Source organism: Blastococcus sp. MG754426 (genome assembly GCF_021699055.1).
Classification (GTDB): Bacteria; Actinomycetota; Actinomycetes; order Mycobacteriales; family Geodermatophilaceae; genus Blastococcus.
Genome location: NZ_SSXC01000004.1, coordinates 1 through 17,868 on the forward strand (window position 1 = coordinate 1; position 17,868 = coordinate 17,868).

The 17,868-nt window shown below is 70.6% G+C and carries 19 protein-coding genes; 7 read left to right on the forward strand and 12 right to left on the reverse strand.

The genetic code is table 11. From position 1 onward, the window contains the following. The 3 genes from E9549_RS03050 to trxA all read left to right on the forward strand — a co-directional run. Window positions 1–301, forward strand: a 301-nt coding sequence (locus E9549_RS03050; protein ID WP_308113134.1) for a rhodanese-like domain-containing protein, incomplete at its 5' end; no start/stop codon positions are given. Continuing rightward, window positions 298–1,089 (forward strand): sulfite exporter TauE/SafE family protein, encoded by a 792-nt coding sequence (locus E9549_RS03055; protein ID WP_097196995.1) that lies wholly within the window; start codon window positions 298–300, stop codon window positions 1,087–1,089. The genes E9549_RS03050 and E9549_RS03055, both read left to right, overlap by 4 nt. Before the next feature lie 71 nt (window positions 1,090–1,160). Then, on the forward strand, window positions 1,161–1,529 hold the full coding sequence (gene trxA, locus E9549_RS03060) for a thioredoxin (RefSeq protein ID WP_097196994.1): 369 nt from the start codon (window positions 1,161–1,163) through the stop codon (window positions 1,527–1,529). Window positions 1,530–1,760: 231 nt separating this feature from the next. Here trxA and E9549_RS03065 read toward each other — a convergent pair whose 3' ends face one another. From E9549_RS03065 to E9549_RS03080, 5 genes are all read right to left on the reverse strand, one after another. Next, on the reverse strand, window positions 1,761–2,951 hold the full coding sequence (locus E9549_RS03065; protein ID WP_097196993.1) for an NAD(P)/FAD-dependent oxidoreductase: 1,191 nt from the start codon (window positions 2,949–2,951) through the stop codon (window positions 1,761–1,763). A gap of 64 nt (window positions 2,952–3,015) precedes the next feature. Continuing rightward, window positions 3,016–3,336 carry a hypothetical protein gene (locus tag E9549_RS23745; protein ID WP_281256828.1) on the reverse strand — a complete coding sequence of 107 codons (321 nt, stop codon included), beginning with the start codon at window positions 3,334–3,336 and terminating at the stop codon, window positions 3,016–3,018. After that, a complete protein-coding gene (locus E9549_RS03070; RefSeq protein ID WP_281256827.1) occupies window positions 3,222–3,500 on the reverse strand; it encodes an NAD(P)-binding protein in 279 nt (92 codons plus the stop codon). The genes E9549_RS23745 and E9549_RS03070 overlap by 115 nt, the downstream gene beginning before the upstream one ends. A gap of 2 nt (window positions 3,501–3,502) precedes the next feature. Beyond that, window positions 3,503–3,694: a ferredoxin gene (locus E9549_RS03075; protein WP_097196992.1), complete on the reverse strand. Its 192-nt coding sequence runs from the start codon at window positions 3,692–3,694 to the stop codon at window positions 3,503–3,505. 29 nt (window positions 3,695–3,723) lie between these two features. Continuing rightward, complete coding sequence (locus E9549_RS03080; protein WP_097196991.1) at window positions 3,724–5,001, reverse strand: cytochrome P450; 1,278 nt, start codon at window positions 4,999–5,001, stop codon at window positions 3,724–3,726. Between the two features lie 227 nt (window positions 5,002–5,228). On the opposite strand from E9549_RS03080, the gene E9549_RS03085 reads away from it, so the two are divergent. Further along, complete coding sequence (locus tag E9549_RS03085; RefSeq protein ID WP_209305938.1) at window positions 5,229–5,789, forward strand: TetR family transcriptional regulator; 561 nt, start codon at window positions 5,229–5,231, stop codon at window positions 5,787–5,789. A gap of 81 nt (window positions 5,790–5,870) precedes the next feature. On the opposite strand, the gene E9549_RS03090 is transcribed toward E9549_RS03085, so the two are convergent. The 3 genes from E9549_RS03090 to E9549_RS03100 form a co-directional block, all read right to left on the reverse strand. Then, window positions 5,871–8,168 (reverse strand): heterodisulfide reductase-related iron-sulfur binding cluster, encoded by a 2,298-nt coding sequence (locus tag E9549_RS03090; RefSeq protein WP_097196989.1) that lies wholly within the window; start codon window positions 8,166–8,168, stop codon window positions 5,871–5,873. 390 nt (window positions 8,169–8,558) lie between these two features. After that, entirely contained in the window at window positions 8,559–8,987 is a 429-nt protein-coding gene (locus tag E9549_RS03095; protein ID WP_209305939.1) for a MarR family transcriptional regulator, read from the reverse strand. Between the two features lie 157 nt (window positions 8,988–9,144). Further along, entirely contained in the window at window positions 9,145–9,849 is a 705-nt protein-coding gene (locus E9549_RS03100; RefSeq protein ID WP_236825123.1) for a TetR/AcrR family transcriptional regulator, read from the reverse strand. Window positions 9,850–10,008: 159 nt separating this feature from the next. On the opposite strand from E9549_RS03100, the gene E9549_RS03105 reads away from it, so the two are divergent. Next, window positions 10,009–12,360, forward strand: a complete 2,352-nt coding sequence (locus E9549_RS03105) for an MMPL family transporter (RefSeq protein ID WP_236825125.1) — start codon at window positions 10,009–10,011, stop codon at window positions 12,358–12,360. A gap of 79 nt (window positions 12,361–12,439) precedes the next feature. Beyond that, window positions 12,440–12,841 (forward strand): DUF6640 family protein, encoded by a 402-nt coding sequence (locus E9549_RS03110; protein ID WP_236825126.1) that lies wholly within the window; start codon window positions 12,440–12,442, stop codon window positions 12,839–12,841. 113 nt (window positions 12,842–12,954) lie between these two features. Here E9549_RS03110 and E9549_RS03115 read toward each other — a convergent pair whose 3' ends face one another. From E9549_RS03115 to E9549_RS03130, 4 genes are all read right to left on the reverse strand, one after another. Next, window positions 12,955–13,683, reverse strand: a complete 729-nt coding sequence (locus E9549_RS03115) for a dienelactone hydrolase family protein (protein WP_236825127.1) — start codon at window positions 13,681–13,683, stop codon at window positions 12,955–12,957. A gap of 57 nt (window positions 13,684–13,740) precedes the next feature. Further along, entirely contained in the window at window positions 13,741–14,814 is a 1,074-nt protein-coding gene (locus E9549_RS03120) for a BtrH N-terminal domain-containing protein (protein ID WP_236825128.1), read from the reverse strand. Beyond that, window positions 14,811–15,188, reverse strand: coding sequence for a PaaI family thioesterase (locus E9549_RS03125; protein WP_236825129.1), 378 nt, complete (start codon window positions 15,186–15,188; stop codon window positions 14,811–14,813). Before E9549_RS03125 ends, E9549_RS03120 begins: the two co-directional genes overlap by 4 nt. Window positions 15,189–15,518: 330 nt before the next feature. Beyond that, complete coding sequence (locus E9549_RS03130; RefSeq protein WP_236825130.1) at window positions 15,519–17,066, reverse strand: long-chain fatty acid--CoA ligase; 1,548 nt, start codon at window positions 17,064–17,066, stop codon at window positions 15,519–15,521. A gap of 116 nt (window positions 17,067–17,182) precedes the next feature. On the opposite strand from E9549_RS03130, the gene E9549_RS03135 reads away from it, so the two are divergent. Further along, window positions 17,183–17,839 carry a TetR/AcrR family transcriptional regulator gene (locus E9549_RS03135; protein ID WP_236825131.1) on the forward strand — a complete coding sequence of 219 codons (657 nt, stop codon included), beginning with the start codon at window positions 17,183–17,185 and terminating at the stop codon, window positions 17,837–17,839. The last annotated feature ends 29 nt before the right edge of the window (window positions 17,840–17,868 follow it).

Sequence of the window (17,868 nt, forward strand, 5' to 3'; positions counted from 1 at the left end):
CGCCGAACTGCTCGAGCGGGGCGAGGCCGTGCTCCTCGACGTCCGCGAGCCACAGGAGTGGGCAGCGGGCCACGCCCCGCAGGCCGAGCACCTGCCGCTTGGTCTCCTCGCCCCGGAGGCGGTGCCGCAGGACCGGCCGGTCGTCGCCGTCTGCCGATCCGGCAACCGCTCGGGCAAGGCCGCCGACGCCCTGGCCGCTGCCGGCGTGCGGGCGCACAACCTGGCCGGCGGTATGAAGGCGTGGGCGCACGCCGGCCTCCCGGTGGTCACCGACGACGGAGAGCCGGGCACCGTCGCGTGATCGTCGCCGCCACGCTCGGGCTGGGCCTGCTCATCGGCCTGAGCCTGGGCGCCCTGGGCGGCGGCGGCTCCATCCTCACCGTGCCCGCCCTGGTCTACGTCATCGGCCAGGACGCCCGCGCTGCCACGACCAGCAGCCTGTTCATCGTCGGCGTCACCTCGGTCATCGCCGCACTCGGCCACGCCCGCAGTGGGCGCGTGCGCTGGGGCGTCGGCGTCGCTTTCGGGATCACCGGCATCGCGGCCGGCTTCGCCGGGACCGCGGTCAACCGGCTCATGAACCCCGATGTCCTCCTGCTCGGCTTCGCCGCGGTGATCGTCGTCGCCGCTGTGGGCATGCTCGCCAACAGCGGAGACGAGACGCTCCCGCCAGAAGAGGGCGACGCACTTCAGCCCGCACGACGCTGGAGAGCCGGGCGGATCGGACGGATCGCCGGCGCAGGCCTGCTCGTCGGCTTCATGACCGGGCTCTTCGGCGTCGGCGGAGGCTTCGTGATCGTCCCAGCGCTCACCCTCGCCCTGGGCATGTCCATGCCACAGGCGGTTGCCACGTCGCTGGTCGTCATCTCGATCAACTCCGCCGGCGCCCTGCTGGCACGCGCCGGCACGGCTCACTTCGACTGGGCCGTGATCGCCCCCTTTACGCTGGCCGCCGTCGCCGGCTCGCTCGGCGGGAAGGTCGTCGCCGACCGCCTCTCCGGCGCAACCCTCACGCGGGCCTTCGCCGTCCTGCTCATCGCCGTCGCCGTCTACACCGCCACCTCGAGCCTGATCTCGCTCCTCGGCTGACCGTCGGGAACAGGACGCACCTTTCGCGGGCTTATACCCATATGGGTATCGGACAACGAAAGGGTCACATCATGAGCTCGACCGACCTCACCGCCTCGACCTTCCAGGACACCGTCAGCCGTGACGGCATCGTGCTGGTCGACTTCTGGGCCGGCTGGTGCGGCCCCTGCCGGGCCTTCGAACCGGTCTTCGAGGCCGCCGCGCAGCGCCACCCCGACATCGTCTTCGGCAAGGTCGACACCGAGGCCGAGCAGGAGCTGGCCGCCGCCGCCGGCATCCGGTCGATCCCGACCCTGATGGCCTTCCGCGACGGCGTCCTCGTGTTCGCACAGCCCGGCGCCCTGCCCGCCGAGGCGCTCGAGGAACTCGTCACCGCGGTGCGCGGACTGGACATGGAGCAGGTGCGCGCCGACCTCGCCGACCAGCGCCTCACCGCCTGATCGCGGGACCTCGCTCGCGGTGTCCCGCGACATCATCTGCGTTGGAATTCGCGGTGCCGCCATGACTGATCATCCTGTCGGGCGATTGCAAGCCTTGGAGCAGACTTGGTGGGTGGAGTGCCGCCCCGGTGCCATCGCGGTCTTTCCCCCACGTCTCTTGGCTTCCGAGGCGACTGCGGCAGGACCTTCGCGCCATTGCGACACGTGGCCTCCCCATGACGGGACCGGCGTTCATCGACCTGCGAAGGCGAGAGCGTCCTGCCAGGCGCTTCCCCGGCCGATCATCGCCCGATATTTCATGATCTTGCCCGGCATGTTGAGCGCCAGGGCGCCGACGAGCAGGTCCTCCTGGCGGTAGAGGGCGAGCCATCGAGTGTCGTCCAGGTCCCCGATCACGGTGACCTCGTCGGCGGCGGTGATGCCGACCATCTGCAGCTTGTCGCTGTACCAGTCCGACCAGAAGTAGGGGACGGTGCTGTACGGGGTGGCCTCGGCGGGGGCCAGAGCGTTGCGCGCCGCAGCGGCGCCCTGTTCGGCGGCCGACGTCCAGTGCTCGAGGCGCATCATCCGGCCGAAGAGCGGGTTGTGCCAGCGCGCGACGTCGCCCGCGGCGTAGACCTCGGGCGCGGCACGCAATGTCTCGTCGCACACGACGCCGTCCTCGACCTGCAGCCCTGAATCGGTGAGCCAGTCGGTGACGGGGTCGGCGCCGATCCCGACGACGACGAGATCGGCGGGCAGGATCGAGCCGTCGGACAGCGCGACGCCTTCGACGCAATCCTCGCCTTCGAGCCCGGTGACGGAGACACCGCACCGCAGCTCGGTGCCGTTGCGGGCGTGCAGGTCTGCGCAGGCGGCGGCCATCTGCTCGCCAACGGCACGAACGAGCGGCAGCGGGGCCGCCTCGAGGATGGTGACGTCGACGTCCCGCTTGCGGGCGGCCGAGGCGACCTCGGACCCGATGAAGCCACCACCGACGACGACCATGCGGCAGCCGCCGTCCAGGGCCCGGCGGATGCTGCGGGCGTCCTCCACGGTGCGCAGGGTGTGCACGCCGTCGAGCTGCTCCCCGGGCAGCTGCCGGGCGCGCGCACCGGTCGCGATGACCAGCCGGTCGTAGCGCAGCTGCTCGTCACCGCCCAGGACGATCTCCCGGGCATCGGTGTCGAGCGAGGTCGCGGGCACGCCGAGGCGCAGCTCGACGTCCAGGGCGCGCAGCTCCTCCTCGGTGCGGTGGTGCGGCACCGCCGGGTCCTCGCCTGGGTCGAGGAAGGCCTTGGACAACGGTGGCCGGTCGTAGGGCAGGTGCTCCTCGGCCCCGACGAGAAGCAGCCGCCCGGCGTAGCCGGTCTTGCGGGCGGACTCGACCGCGCGCAGCCCGGCCAGTGAGGCTCCGACGACGACGACAGGTCCTTCAGACATCGACTCTCCAGAGAACAGTCGGCGCTGATGCGCCAAGAACACGGGGCGCGTCAGCGGTCGGCGGTCACACAGGCCGGCAGCAGCTGATGGCGCAGTGCCCCCGGTGCGTGGGCGGGACGGCCGGCACGGATGGCGCGACAGGCGCGACGCGCTGGTAGGCCGCGCCAAGCGGTGGCCGCACATCCCGCTCTGCCTTGTTGGGCCAGAGGGAGCAGGCGCGCTCGGCCTGTGCGGTGATGGTCAGCGGCTGGTACAGGGTGTTGGCGTAGTTCAGCGAACCGGCGCCGACGCCCGCCCCGGCGAGGACCACGACCTTGGCGACCTTGCTGATCCGCTGGATCCCCTTGAGTCCCCAGGCGGGGTTCCCACCGGAACCGACGGACATCCCATGAGGTCCCGGGCAACGTGTCGTCGGTGAAGCGCATCCCCGGCCTCGAGCACGGTGATCCGGTAACCCTTCTCCGACAGCCGCAGAGCCGCGACGCTTCCGCCGAAGCCGCTGCCGATGACTAGGACGTGGGCGTCGTGCTCCGGGCGCGATGCGCCCATCCTCACTCCTCGATGCTCAGCGCGCTCGTGGGGCAGGCCGCGACGGCCTCCTCCATCAGCGCCCGGCGGCCCCCCGGGGGCGTGGGGTTCAGCAGCTTGAGCGCGCCGTCGTCACCGACCTCGAAGAAGTCCGGGGCGACCGACTCGCACATTCCCAACGACGAGCACTTGTTCTCGTCCAGCACGATCCTCACGGGAGTGTCCTTTCCGGTCGGGTGGACGGTCAGCGCTGCGGGGTGAAGCGCACGGGCAGGTGGTTGACGCCGTGGAAGAAGGTGCTGACCGTGTAGGAAGGCTCTCCGGACACGTCGATGTCGGGCAGCCGGGTCAGCAGCTCGCGGTAGATGGCCGCCAGCTGCTGGCGGGCCAGCTGATTGCCCAGGCAGTGGTGGATTCCGCCGCCACCGAAGCTCACGTGCGGGTTGGGGTTCCGGGAGAGGTCGAAGCGCTCGGGCGCGTCGAACACCTCGGTGTCCCAGTTGGCCGAGGCGTAGAACATGACCACCTTGTCGCCCTGGGTGATCTGCTGCCCGTTCAGCTCGCAGTCGCGGGACGCGGTGCGCCGGAACGTCATGATGGGGGTGGCCCATCGGACCATCTCCTCGACCGCCCCCTTGAGCCGGCCGTCGAGGTCCTCCATGAGCCAGGCCTTCTGCTCGGGGAAGTCGGTCAGGGCCTTCATCGCATGGCTGGTGCTCTGCCGGGTCGTGTCGTTGCCGGCGATGGTGAGCAGCCCGAAGAAGGACATGATCTCGTCGTCGGTCAGCCGCTCACCATCGACCTCGGCCTGCACGAGGTTGCTGAGCAGATCCTCGCCCGGGTTGCGCCGGCGCTCGGCGATGTACCTGCCGGCCAGCTCACCGAGGTACAGCATGGCCTGGAACAGGCGGTCGAGGGGTTCCTGGTCGCCCATCAGCTCCGGGTCGTTCCAGCCGCCGGCGAACTGCGACTCGTAGGCCATCTTCGCCCGGTCGGCCTCGTCGATGCCCATCATGTCGCAGATGTTGTGCATCGGGACGAGAGCCGCCACCTCGGGGACGAAGTCGACCTCGCCCCTGGTCGCGATGTCGTCCACGATGCGCCGGGCGTTGCCCTGGATCTGGTCGTGGATGCGACGGATTTGCTTGGGGGTGAACGCCGAGCTCAGCAGCCGCCGGATCTTGGTGTGCCGCGGCGGGTCCATCGCGATGAAGCCCTGCCCCGCGTCGAGTAGTTCCTGCGGCATCGACTCCATCACGATGCCCTCGCCGGAGATGAAGTCCTCGTGCCGCTTGGTGACCTCGACCAGGTCGGCATGGCGCACGACAGCCCAGAACCCCTGGTCGTTCGGGTCCTTCATCAGCATGTCCTCGACCGGCTGGTGCCAGCTCACCGGGCGCTCGGCGCGCAGCACGGCGTAGGTCTTCTCCCGCTCGGCGGCCGTCTGGGACCAGAACGCTCGGGACGAGATGTCCGCGGGGTCATAGGGGCGGGTGTCGCGCGGATGGGCAACGGTGGTCATCACGGCTCCAGGGCCTGCTCCGTACGGGTGGCAACCAGGTTGACACACCGCCCATTTTTGTCAAGTTGTAGACCCCGACTCGGGATTTGTCAGGACCGGTTTGGACAGAAGGAGGCCCCGGCAGTCGCTGTGACACACTGTCGGAAATTGTCAAGGACGGAACAAAGACGATGGGACGGGGGCGGCCAGTGGCGGCAGAGCCTCTTCGTCTGACCTTCCGCCAACACGTGCGCGACCGCGCACTGGACGCGGCGCGGGCTCTGACGGTCCAGAAGGGCTGGTCCCGAGTGCGCATGGGGGATGTCGCCGCGCTGACCGGGGTATCGCGCCCGACCTTGTACAAGCAGTTCGGCGACAAGCAAGGCCTCGGGGAAGCGCTGATCATGGAGGAGACCGAGCGGTTTCTCGTCGGCATCTCGGGAACGCTCGAAGCCCATCCTCAGGACGCCGCCGGGGGAATCACCGCAGCAATCGAGTACGTGCTGGCCGAGGCCGACGCCAGTCCCCTGCTGTGCGCGATCCTCACCTCGGCACGCGACGCCGACAACGAGCTGCTGCCCATGCTCACGACACGTTCCGCACCGGTGCTCGACGCCGCCACCCGAACCCTGATCTCCTGGTTCACGGAGCACTTCCCCCAGCTGGACCCGCAAGACCTGGCCGACGGCGTGGACGCAGTGGTCCGACTCGCAGTCAGCCATCTCGTACTCCCCGTCGATGACCGCACGACCACCGCGCGCCGACTGACTCGGATCGCCTTGCGAACCCTGCAGCTGGGGACCGTATGAGCGCGCGACCGATGCGGATCCCGGGCCGGGAAGACGACGGCGCCCGCCCCCGCTAGGGACGGGCCCCGTCGGCGTCCTGGATCATGCCTGACCGTGCTCCGTGTTCGCGGAGTCCAGGCCGACGACGTCGTCGGCCTTCGTGCCGACGTCGGCGCCGGACTCGGCACCCGGTGCCGCGACACCCGCCGGCGTCATCGAGCGGAGCAGGATCTGGCTGACGTCGAGGACCTCGACGTGCTCGCCGGCCTCGCCGTTCTGCTTCTTCGACGTCAACGCGTCGGAGAGCATCGTGATGCAGAACGGGCACGCGGTGGAGATCACGTCCGGGTCGAGCTCGAGGGCCTCCTCGGTGCGCTCCATGTTGATCCGCTTGCCGATCTTCTCCTCCATCCACATGCGCGCGCCGCCGGCGCCGCAGCAGAAACCGCGGTCCTTGCAGCGGTGCATCTCCTGGGTGGAGAGGCCCTGGACGGAGTCGAGGATCTCGCGCGGCGGTGTGTAGACCTTGTTGTGCCGGCCGAGGAAGCACGGGTCGTGGTAGGTCACCTTGCGGTCGACCGGCGTGACCGGCGTGAGCCGGCCCTCCTCGACGAGCTGACCGAGCAGCTGGGTGTGGTGCACCACCTCGTAGTGGCCCTCGAGCTGCGGGTACTCCTTGCCGAGGGAGTTGAAGCAGTGCGGGCAGGTGGCGACGATCTTGCGCATGCCCGGCACGCGGCCCTCGAAGACGCCGTCGAGGGTCTCCACGTTCTGCTGGGCGAGCATCTGGAAGAGGAACTCGTTGCCCATGCGGCGGGCCGGGTCGCCCGAGCAGCTCTCCCCGTTGCCGAGGACGGCGAACTCGACGCCGGCCATGTGCAGCAGCTCGGCCACGGCCTTGGTGGTCTTCTTGGCGCGGTCGTCGATCGCGCCGGCGCAGCCCACCCAGAACAGGTACTCGATGTCGTAGTCGAGCGGCCCGTCGGCCACCTTGACCTCGAAGTCGAGCTCCTTGAGCCAGTCCTCGCGGACGTTGCCGCCCATGCCCCACGGGTTTCCGCGGTTCTCCAGGTTCTTCATCATCACGCCGGCCTCCGAGGGGAAGCTCGACTCGATCAGCACCTGGTAGCGGCGCATGTCCATGATGTGGTCGACGTGCTCGATGTCGACCGGGCACTGCTCGACGCAGGCGCCGCAACTGGTGCAGCTCCACAGGACGTCGGGGTCGATGACCCCGCCCTCCTCGAGGGTGCCGACCAGCGGCCGGTGCGCCTGGGCGTCGTTGGTGCCCTCGATGCGGGCGTACCCGGACGCCCAGGCCTGCTCGTCGCTGGGCTTGAGGACGTCGTAGTCGGGAGCGGTCTCGCTCGCGGTCTTCTCGCCGAGCAGGTAGGGGGCCTTCGCGTAGAGGTGATCGCGAAGATCCATGATCACCATCTTGGGGCTGAGCGGCTTGCCGGTGTTCCAGGCCGGGCACTGGCTCTGGCAGCGCCCGCACTCGGTGCAGGTGGTGAAGTCGAGCATCCCCTTCCAGGTGAAGTCCTCGATCTTCCCGCGGCCGAAGATGTCGTCCTCGCCCGGATCCTCGAAGTCGATCGGCTTGCCGCCGCTGGTCATCGGCTGCAGGGGGCCGAGCGCGACCGTGCCGTCGTCGTTGCGCTTGAAGTAGATGTTGAAGAAGGCGCTGAACCGGTGCCAGGCGACGCCCATGTTCAGGATCCGGCTGATCACGACCAGCCAGACCAGGCTCGCCACGATCTTGACGAACGCGACGACCGTGAGCAGGTCGGGATTGTCGGGCAGCACCGTGGCCAGGGCGCCGGAGATCGGGTGCGACCAGGCGGGGGCGTCGGTCAGGTCGGAGGAGACCTTCAGCGCCCGGATCAGCAGGATGGAGATCCCGATGGTGAGGATGACTGCCTCGACGAAGTAGCCGCGGCCCTCGTTGGTGCCGGCGAAGCGGCTCTTCCGGCCCTGCCGGCGCGGGTGGTCCTTCTGGCGCCGGTAGATCAGGTACAGGATCCCGAGGATCGTGCCGGTGCCGATGACCTCGGCGAACAGGTTCCAGACCCCCCACTCGCCGATCAGCGGCACGTGGAACGCCGGGTCCCACACCTCGCCGAACGCCTCGACCAGCGTCAGGACGAGACCGTAGAACCCCATGAAGACGAACCAGTGCGCGACGCCGATTGTCGACCACTTGAGCATGCGGGTGTGGCCGAGCGACTCGATCGCCAAGGTCTTGAGCCGGTCCTTGACCGGGCCGAAGCGGGTGCCGTCGGGCTGGCCGATGCGGATGATCCGCACCATCGCCCGCACCGCGCGGTAGGCCATCACCGAGGCCACGATCAGGAAAAGGACGCTGATCGTGCCCAGGACAATCTGCAGAGGGCCCGTCATTCTCTTCCTCCCCGTACGCCTGGCGGCGTCGATCGACTCCCGTCCGTCACGCGAGGGACGGGTTTGCTCCGGTAAGCGCGCCGCGTGCGACAGCGGAAGGCGAGAGGCGGGGCACGTGTAGGGACGCCCTCCGCACTACTTGTGCGCGATAGCGGCCGGAGGTTAGACGACTGGTCGGTAACTCGGTGGCGGCGCCGCGCGTCCAGGGGCTGTCTGCGGAGCGGCTTCCCCCTTGTGACGACTCCCGAGGGCGCGAGGTCGAAGTCTGCGATGAAGGCCGCGCACAGTTGCCGATACCGCTGCACAATCTCCGGGCCGGATTCGGTCGTGCCGCCGTCGAGAGCGGGCGGGACGTGCCCGGACACGCACCCGAGGCTCCAGGCGCGGTCATCAAGACGACCTCTCCCAGCGAGCTATCGCGCGGGATGCGCTGGCGCGCAAGTACGACAGGAAGTCCCGTGCTTCCAGAAGTCGGTCTCGGTCGTCCCGGGGGGCGAGTTCACGGAAGCCGGCCTCCAGAGCTTCCTCGAGCCTCTCCAGCAGGACGAGGCGACTGGCGAGATAGCGCGGAAGGGGATTCGGCCGGCCCAGCCGGTAGTACCCACTTCGCACACCGGGCTCGCGATCCCGTTGCAAGAGTCCCAGACGGACCAGTTCCTGCACGGCGCCGCTGATCGCAGCCGCGCTGCTGCCGATCCCCTCGGCGAGATCTCGGGCGGTGAGGCGATCCCGACCGTCGGCGAGGGCGTAGGCCAGCACGCGCGAGGCCGTCGTGGACAGACCCAGACGATGCAACTCAGCGGTCAGTCGCTGATGCACCCGCACGGAGTCACGCCCCGCGTCGAGGTCGGCGGGGTGGGGCAGTCCCTCGGTCCGCGGGGACGTCGCCCCCCGCGGTCCCCGGTCCGGACCCGTGTCACCGGGCGAAGCGGCCATCACGACCCCGGGGCGTCGGGTGGGGGGTCGCTGGCATCGATCACCCGAACTCACCTGGCTGAACATGGATGCCCTCACGAGGGCTGCTCTCAGGATGGCGTGACGAACTTGCGATCCGGATCGCCGTGAAGCCGCTGCGCATGCCTTCCACGACATCCTTCTCGTCGAGGGGAGGGAGCGGCTCAGCCTGGTCGGGTCTCATCGCATCGAAGACCAGCGACACGTACCGGCGCCGGTCCGCCGGCGAGGCCGGGGGCGTGGAGAGACCGACGACAAGGATGCTGAGCACCCGCGGGATGTCGTAGGGCTGGAGGTCCGCACGGATCTCGTTGGCCTCCTGCGCGTGCCGCAGGAGAACGGCGAAGGGCTCCAGGAACTCCCTCAGCAGGTCGTCGGTCAGCACCGCGAAGTCCGCCGACGAGGCGATCAATCCACGCTCCCGGTCGAGCAGCTCCAACAGCCGCTCGACGATGAGCAAGAACGACTGCCGGGCACTGCCTTGCGCGCACGAGTGCCGGAGGAGCGGCAGGAGCTCATCTCGCATGATCGACCGGTACACAGCCCGGGTCAGGCTTTCCCGGCTGGAGAAGTGGCGGTACAGGGTGGCCACCCCGACACCGGCTTCGCCGGCGATCTCCTCCAGCGAACCTTGACCACCTGAGGCGAACACCTTGCGGGCAGCCGCGATCAACCGCTCGCTGTTGGCCAGGGCGTCGCGCCGCCGCCCTCCTGTCGCCGATGTCATCGCAGCACTCCCCTCACGCCGACTTGCGGCGGCCCCCGTGGTGCCGCCAAAGCCCCCTCCGCGTCCCGAGCTGACCGCGCTTACGATAGCTTCCTATCACTTCCATTCCGCGGGGCCCGCATGGGCGCTGTGACGCACTGACCGGCTCTGGGGGCTGCGGTGTCGACGTTGCTGTACCGGGTGGGGCGCTGGACCTATCGGCACCCGTTCCGCGTGATCGGGGTGTGGGCGGCGCTCCTCGTCGCGCTCGTCGGCGCCCTGATCCTCAACCCGCCGAAGCTGAGCACCGAGTTCCGGATCGACGGGACGCCGGCGCAGGAGGTGATCGACGAACTGGCCCGGGAACTCCCGGAGGTGTCCGGCGGTCAGGGGTCGCTGGTGTTCCAGGCGCCGGCCGGCGACCGACTGGACTCCGAGCGGTTGGGACCGGTCCTCGCCGAGGCGGTGCAAGGGGTCTACTCGGTTGAGGAGGTCGTCGATCCGGCGGAGCTGATGCAGGCCCAGCAGCAGCCGGGCGCAGCCCCGGCCACCCCGCCGGGGAGCACGCCGGGCGCACCGGGGAACCCGCCCAGCGCCCCGCCGGGCACGCTGGTCGTCGGGGGCCAGCCGGTGCTGGGCGTGACTGTGTCCGAGGACGGCCGGGTGGCACTGTTCCAGTTCCAGTTCGACGACCAGATCTTCGAGCTCCCCCAGGGCACCGTCGCCGACACCGTCGCGGCGGCGGAGGCCCCGGCGGAAGAGGCCGGTGTGGCCGTCCTGCCGGGCGCCACCCTGCAGGAGATCCCCGAGATCATCGGCGTCGGGGAGATCGTGGGGCTCGCCGTGGCCGCCCTCGTCCTCGTCGTCACGCTGGGCTCCGTGGTCGCCGCTGGGCTGCCGCTGCTGACCGCCCTGGCCGGGGTCGGCGCGGGCATCGGCGGCGCCTTCGCGCTGGCCCACCTGTTCGAGCTGAACTCCCTGTCGGTCGTCCTAGCCCTGATGCTGGGGCTGGCAGTGGGCATCGACTACGCGCTGTTCATCGTCAACCGGCAGCGCTGGCTGATCCTGACCCGCGGTCTTGACGCCGGGGAAGCCACGGGCCGCGCCGTGGGCACCGCCGGAAGCGCCGTGTTCTTCGCCGGCACGACTGTCGTCATCGCGCTCACCGCGCTGCTGGTCGTGGGCATCTCCCTGCTGACAGTCATGGCGCTCATCGCCGCCGCGACCGTCGCCATCGCCGTCCTGGTCGCCCTGACCCTGCTCCCGGCCCTGCTGGGTCTCGTGAAGGAGCGCATCTGCTCACCCCGCGCCCGGGCACGCCAGGCGGGACACCGCGACCGCTCCCGCAACCCGGCGCGACGCTGGGTCGGCCTGGTGGTGCGATACCGGTGGGCGGCCGTCGTCCTGGTCACGGCATTCGCCGCGCTGCTCGCCCTGCCGCTGTCCAGCATGCGGCTCGGGATGCCCTCGGCCGAGAGCTACGGCAGCGGCACCCCGCAGCGTGAGGGATACGACCTGGTCGCCGAGGGCTTCGGGGAGGGCTTCAACGGGCCGCTGGTCGTGGCGGCCCGGACGGCCGAGCCCGGCACGCCGATCGAGCCGCCCGCCCTGCAGGAACTGGTGGCCGACCTGAGCGGGATCGACGGCGTCCAGAGCGCCGTGCCGGCCGGCCTCAGCCAGGACGGCACCATCGCGGTACTGCAGGTCGTCCCCACCACCGGCCCGACCGATGAGGCGACCGAGGACCTGGTCGCGGAGATCCGCGACCGCTCCGCGCAGTACGGGGACGACCTGGGGATCACCCTCGGCGTCACCGGCCTGACCGCCATCGGCATCGACATGTCCCAGCGACTGTCCGAGGTGCTGCCGATCTACCTGGCGGTGGTCCTCGGCCTGTCGCTGATCGTCCTGCTGCTGGTCTTCCGGTCCATCCTGGTCCCGGTCAAGGCGACCCTCGGCTTCCTGCTCAGCATCCTCGCGACGTTCGGGGCCACGACCGCCGTCTTCCAGTGGGGGTGGCTCAATCAGGTCTTCGGGCTCGACAGCACCACAGTGGTGATGAGCGTGATCCCGATCATCGCCACCGGCGTGCTCTACGGGCTGGCCATGGACTACCAGATCTTCCTGGTCTCCTCCATCCGCGAGTCCCACGTCCACGGCCACCACGGAACCGACAGCGTCACCGACGGATTCAGCCAGGCCAGCCGGGTGGTGGTCGCCGCGGCGATCATCATGACCGCGGTCTTCGGCGGGTTCATCTTCAACGCCGACCCGATGGTCAAGCAGGTCGGCTTCGCGCTCGCCGTCGGCATCCTCATCGACGCGTTCCTGATCCGGCTGACCCTCGTGCCGGCGGTGATGGCGATGTTCGGCGACCGTGCCTGGTGGCTGCCGGCATGGCTCGACAGGCTCCTCCCCGACCTCGACGTCGAGGGTGACAAGCTCGTCCAGCGGCTCAGCGGCGAGCACGGCGACGTGCCCGAAGCCGCCGAGCCGCCCGGCCGCGAGCCGGCATCGGCCCGAGCGGGGTGACGCGCCCATGATCGGAGTCGACCGGGCGAGCCGGCTCACCCGGACGAGGAACCAACGCCTCGCGCGGTGGGGACGGCGGTTGATCGCCGGATCCGCCGTCGCCTCGGCCACCCTGCCGTGGCTGGCCGACTGGAACCACAGCCACACCTTCGGTCCCGAGTACGGCCCGCACGCCCGGTGGCACGGGACCTCCGAGGTCGTCGGCGCAACCGCGGAGGGACTCATCGCCCTGTGGCTGCTCCGCGCCGCCGACGAGCACCGCCCCGACGAACGCCTGCTCACCGCCGCAGCGCTGCTGCCCATCGCCCGCTGGGCGCCGTTCAACCTCACCCTGCTGGTGCCGGGCACCTCCCCCTACGACCAGCACCGCATCCCCCAACGGGTGCTGGGCATGCCGGCCGCCCTGCTGAGCCAGGACCTCATCGCCGCCACCGCCGCCGCCGGGCTGATGCTCCGCCGCCTCGCCCGCGAACGGGCGTAGGGCGCTGGGACCACTCACGCGGCGCGACAGGGGCGGCGGACCGACAGGCAGGCCCACCGCGCTTCCGAGGTGCTTGTCCTGCACGGGCGGCGCGCAATCGACAGCGAGCGCCTTCAGTCGGCGGTCAGGTCCCCGTCGTGGAGGTGGCGCGCGAAGAATCCGAATATCCGCCGCCAGGCGTCCTCCGCGGACGGATGGTGGTAGCCGAAGCCCCCCACCCGTTCCAGGACGGCGAGCGGCCCGGCGTTGTGCCGGTTCATGAAGGAGTGGCCGGCGTAGGGATACTCCTTGACGTCGTGCTCGACGGCGAGGCTGGTCAGCGCGCCGTCGAGTCGCTCGGCCGCACCCGGCAGCGTCCTGTCGCGGCCCCCGTAGCTGGCCACCACGGGGCAGGCCCCATGCAGCACGCGCTCGAGATCCTGCGGTGTCTGCCCGTAGTTCGGTGCCGCGGCGTCGAAGCCACGAGCCGCCGCGACCAGGGCGAAGCCGCCGCCCATGCAGAAGCCGACGATCCCCATGCTGCCGGTGCAGTCGGATCGTCCCGCGAGCCAGGACCGGGCAGCTTCCAGGTCGTCGAAGGCCGCGCCCTCCCCACGGGACAGCGCCCGGAACGTCGAGCGGAGGCAGCGCACCGGCCCGCCGGCTGTAAACAGGTCGGGGGCGAGTGCCAGGTAGCCTCCGGCAGCAAGCCGGTCGGCCTGCTGCCGGGTGTCGTCGGTCAGACCGAAGGCCTCGTGCACCACCACGACGCCCGGCCACGGGCCCGTGCCGACCGGGGGTACGGCGAGGTACCCCCGCAGCTGCGGCGCGCTCGCGGCCCCGTCGATCGTCGTGTCCGGCATCAGGACCCCCGTGTCGTGTGCCCGTCGGTGAACTGTCGGGCTGCGTGTGGGCCGACCTCACGAGGAGACACGCAGTTCCTCGGCAGCCACCGCCAGCAGGTCGGCGGCCTCCTCCTCCAGGGCGGGCAGTCGGGCGGCCGCCTCCGTGGCGGCGGCGACCCGGTCCGGCAACGGGACGTCCGCGGTCGCGGCACGAGCCAACCGGCTCCACGCCTCGGCACACCTGTCGTACGCCCGGCCCGCCCGCGCGCTGACCGAGCTCCCCGCCCGCCACGCCACGTCGTGGCAGCAAGCCACCTGGAGCCGGCGGAAGAGCCCACCGCCCGTGCCGGCCTTCTCGACGAACACCGGGAGGGCCGCCAGCGCCGCCTCCAGGGTCACGATGTCCCACACCTGCGGCCACGAGGCCAGGTCGTCGGCGAACAACCGGATCCCGGCGAGCCCCGACGCGCTGATCGAGCCCGGCGGCAGGTCGGAGGAGTCCGCGATCCCCGGACCGCCGTGCCGTATCCCGGCCGCCGCGGCGGCGAACGCCTCGGCGGCGACTGACCTCAGATCCGGCAGCCGCTCCGGCCAGTCGACAGCGAAGGTGGCGTGACGCGTCGGCGCCGGGAACCCGGTCGAGCCGCGCGCACGGGCCAGCGCTGCGTAGGGCACCTCCTGGACGTCCTCGCGGTCGTTGTCCACGACATAAGCGACCTGCCGCTCGTCGTCGTAGCCGACCACCACGACGTCGTGCCGGCTCATCTGCAGCCGGACGCGCAAGTAGGGCAGTTCGGCGATGTCCGCCCAGACCATGACCGGCCGGCCGGCGGTCAGCTCGTCACGGACCCAGCGCCATCCCAGCGCCGCGTCGTCGGTCCGCCGCACCTCTACGTGGGCACCGAGGCGTCGCAGCAGGTCGACCTCCATGTCCCCGCCTCGGCCGACGAGGTAGATCGGCGGGACCAGGCCCGGCACCCGCAGATAGTTGAAATCCAGCCCCCCACCGAGGCCGAAGACCAGTCCCTCGGCGAGTGCCTCCCCTCCCCAGTCGAGCCCCGCCCAGTCCAGCAGGTCGCGGAGTGCTCCGGACCCGCAGTGCCCGGCCATGCGATGCGGATAGGTCTCCAGCAGCCCTCGCCCGCTCACGGCGCCACCGGCGCCGCGTCCCCACCGCCACGGTCGAAGTGCTCCAGCCCGACCACGACGAACAGAGCGGACGCCTCCACCACGACCCCTCCCCCCTCGTCGGTGCCCTGCGCCCGGACGAAGAGTTTGCGGCCCTCCCGACGCTGCACACCTGCCTCCAGCAGGTACGGGGTCCCGAGCAGCACCGGAGCCCGGTACCCGACCTCGAGGTGACGGGTGACCGCGGGCTCCCCGATCAGGTACAGCAGAAAGCCGAACAGGTCGTCCAGCACCGTCGCCACCGCGCCACCGTGTGCGATGCCCGGCGCACCGACGTGCCGCTCGTCGAAGACGTGTCTCGCCCGCACGGCGTCCCCCTCCCGCCAGACCTGCATCTGATGCCCGTGCGGGTTCTCCGGGCCGCAGCCCAGGCACCGAGCATGGTGCGGCGGCAGGGGCCCGGCATGGTCGTGCCGGGCAAAACCCTCCGACCAATCCCCGATCACCGGATCCACGTCATCACCCCTGCTTCCTGTCGCGCACCAGCTCGCCTGCGCCCTCATGTCTGCACACTGCCCGCCGGCGGCCGTGGCCGGAGGGAGCAGAACTCCGACGCCGGGACCGAACCCGAAGTGGAGGGCCAGTTACCCCGTCGCGGGTGATCGGCCATGACGTCATTCCTGCCCCTCGCCCGTTCCGCCGACACCGCGTGCCGTCGGCCACGATCAGCGCCGTACCGCGTGCTCTCCTCCGCCGTGCTGCTGCCGCAGCACCGTCTTGAGCACCTTGCCGGTGGCGTTGCGCGGCAACTCGGGGACGAACTCCACGCGGGTGGGGCACTTGAAGTGCGCGAGCCGCTCCCGTGCGTAGGCGATGAGTTCCTCCGCCGTCGTCCCGGCGCCGTCCTGGAGCGCGACCACGGCCACCGGGGTCTCACCCCAGCGGTCGTCGGGGACCCCCACGACAGCTACCTCACGGATCGCGTCGTGCCTGTAGAGGACCTGCTCGACCTCGATCGGGTACACGTTCTCGCCGCCGCTGATGATCATGTCCTTCTTGCGGTCGACCAGGGTGATAAACCCCTCGCCGTCCATGCGGCCCAGGTCGCCGGTGTGGAACCAGCCGCCGCGGAACGCCTCGGCCGTGGCCTCCGGTAGACCCCAGTAGCCGGCGAACACGTTCGGGCCGCGCAGGACCAGCTCCCCGACCTCATCGGCGGGCTGGTTTCTGTCCGTGTCATCGACGATGCGGGCCTGGACGTGGAAGACCGCCCGGCCGATGGAGCCCGCCTTCTCCTTGACGTGGTCGGCGTCCAGGACCGACACGAGCGGAGCGGTCTCGGTCATCCCGAAGCCCTCCTGGAAGGGCAGGCCCTTGCCCTGGAAGAAGTCGATGACCGGCAGCGGGCACGGCGCTCCCCCCGAGACGGCGAGCTCCAGCGACGACAGGTCGTAGCCGTCGAAGCCGGGCACCGACATGAGCGCCGCCCACATCGCCGGCACCATGAACTGCACGGTGGCCCGCTCCCGCGACATCACCTCCAGAGTCCGGATCGGGTCGAAGGACGGCAGCACCACATTGGTTCCACCGACGTACAGCAGCGGCAGGGTGTGGACCCCCAGTCCGCCGATGTGGAACATCGGTGCCACTGTCACGGTGACGTCGCTTTCCCGCAGACCCCGGCCGAAGGAGAGGCTGTTCACGACGTTCCACAGGTGGTTGTCGTGGGTCAGCATCGCGCCCTTGGGACGCCCGGTCGTCCCCGACGTGTACATCAGGCACGACAGATCCCGCCGATCGACGTCGCTGTCCACGGGCCGGGGCTCGCCGCCGGCCAACACCTGCTCGTAGTCCAACTCCCCGTCCTCGCCCTCCCCGCCGACCAGCAGGCGGGACCGGACCCGGACGCCGTCAGCCGCGAGCGCTGCGCGCGCCACCGGGGCGAGGGGCGCGGAGTACACGAAGGTGTCCGACCCCGAATCGGCCAGGAGGTGGGAGACCTCGGCCGGCGCGAGCCGCACGTTCATCGGGACGAACACCGCCCCCAGCTTCGCCGTGGCCAGCATCGTCTCGAGGAACGCGGCGCTGTTCAGGAGCAGCCCGGCGACACGGTCACCCCGGCGGACCCCCAGCGCGCGCAGTGCCCGGGCCAGCTGGTCGGTCCGCCCGTCGAGGTCTGCGTAGGTCAGCCGTCGCTCACCCTCGACCAGCGCGACCCGGTCCCCGGAGAGGAAGGCCCTCGTGGCGACCCAGCTACCGATCCCCTTGTCCATATGCCGTCCTCCCCGAGAGCCCACAGTCCGGTGACCTGACTCACGGGCAGCTTGGCCAGACTTGACGGTTCCGTCAAGATGAGGCTCCACGCGACCGTCGGATGAAGGGACGAGGCATGACGTCGGCAGGACCGGCATCCCCTCCAGCCACCGCGCGTGGCCGTCGCACCCGGTCGGCGCTGCTGGCGGCCGGGCGGGAGCTGTTCGAGGAGTGCGGCTTCTCGGCCGTCGGTATCGACGCGGTGGCGCAGCGCGCCGGGGTCTCCCATGGCACGTTCTACACGTGGTTCGACTCCAAGGAGATGTTGCTCCGCGAGATCATCTCCGAGGTCGCCGCGGACATCTTCTCCGCAACTTCGATCGGTAGCCGCCTGCCGGCGGACGCGGCGCATGCGCGGATCGAGGCGGCGAACCGGTCCTTCCTGCGTGCGGTGACCCGACACTCCCGCATCCTGCGGGTGCTGGACTCGCTGGCGGACACGCGGGAGGACTTCCGCCGGCTGCGGCTGGAGATCCGGGAGTCGTTCGTCCAACGCGGGATGGAGGGCCTGATCCGGCTGCAGGAGCTGGGGCTGGCCGATCCGCACCTGCCGCCGCGGGCGACGGCCAGCGCTCTGGGCGCGATGGTGGAGTCCTTCGCCCACCTGTGGCAGGACCCGGTGGAGGGGCTCGACGAGGCGGCGGCAGTCGACGTCCTCACCCGGTTGTGGGCCGGGGCGATCGGTCTGCCGCCGCGGGCCTGGCCCGGCGGCGACAGGCCGGGGGCTGGCTGACCGGACGGCCACGGGCCCAGATGGCGTGG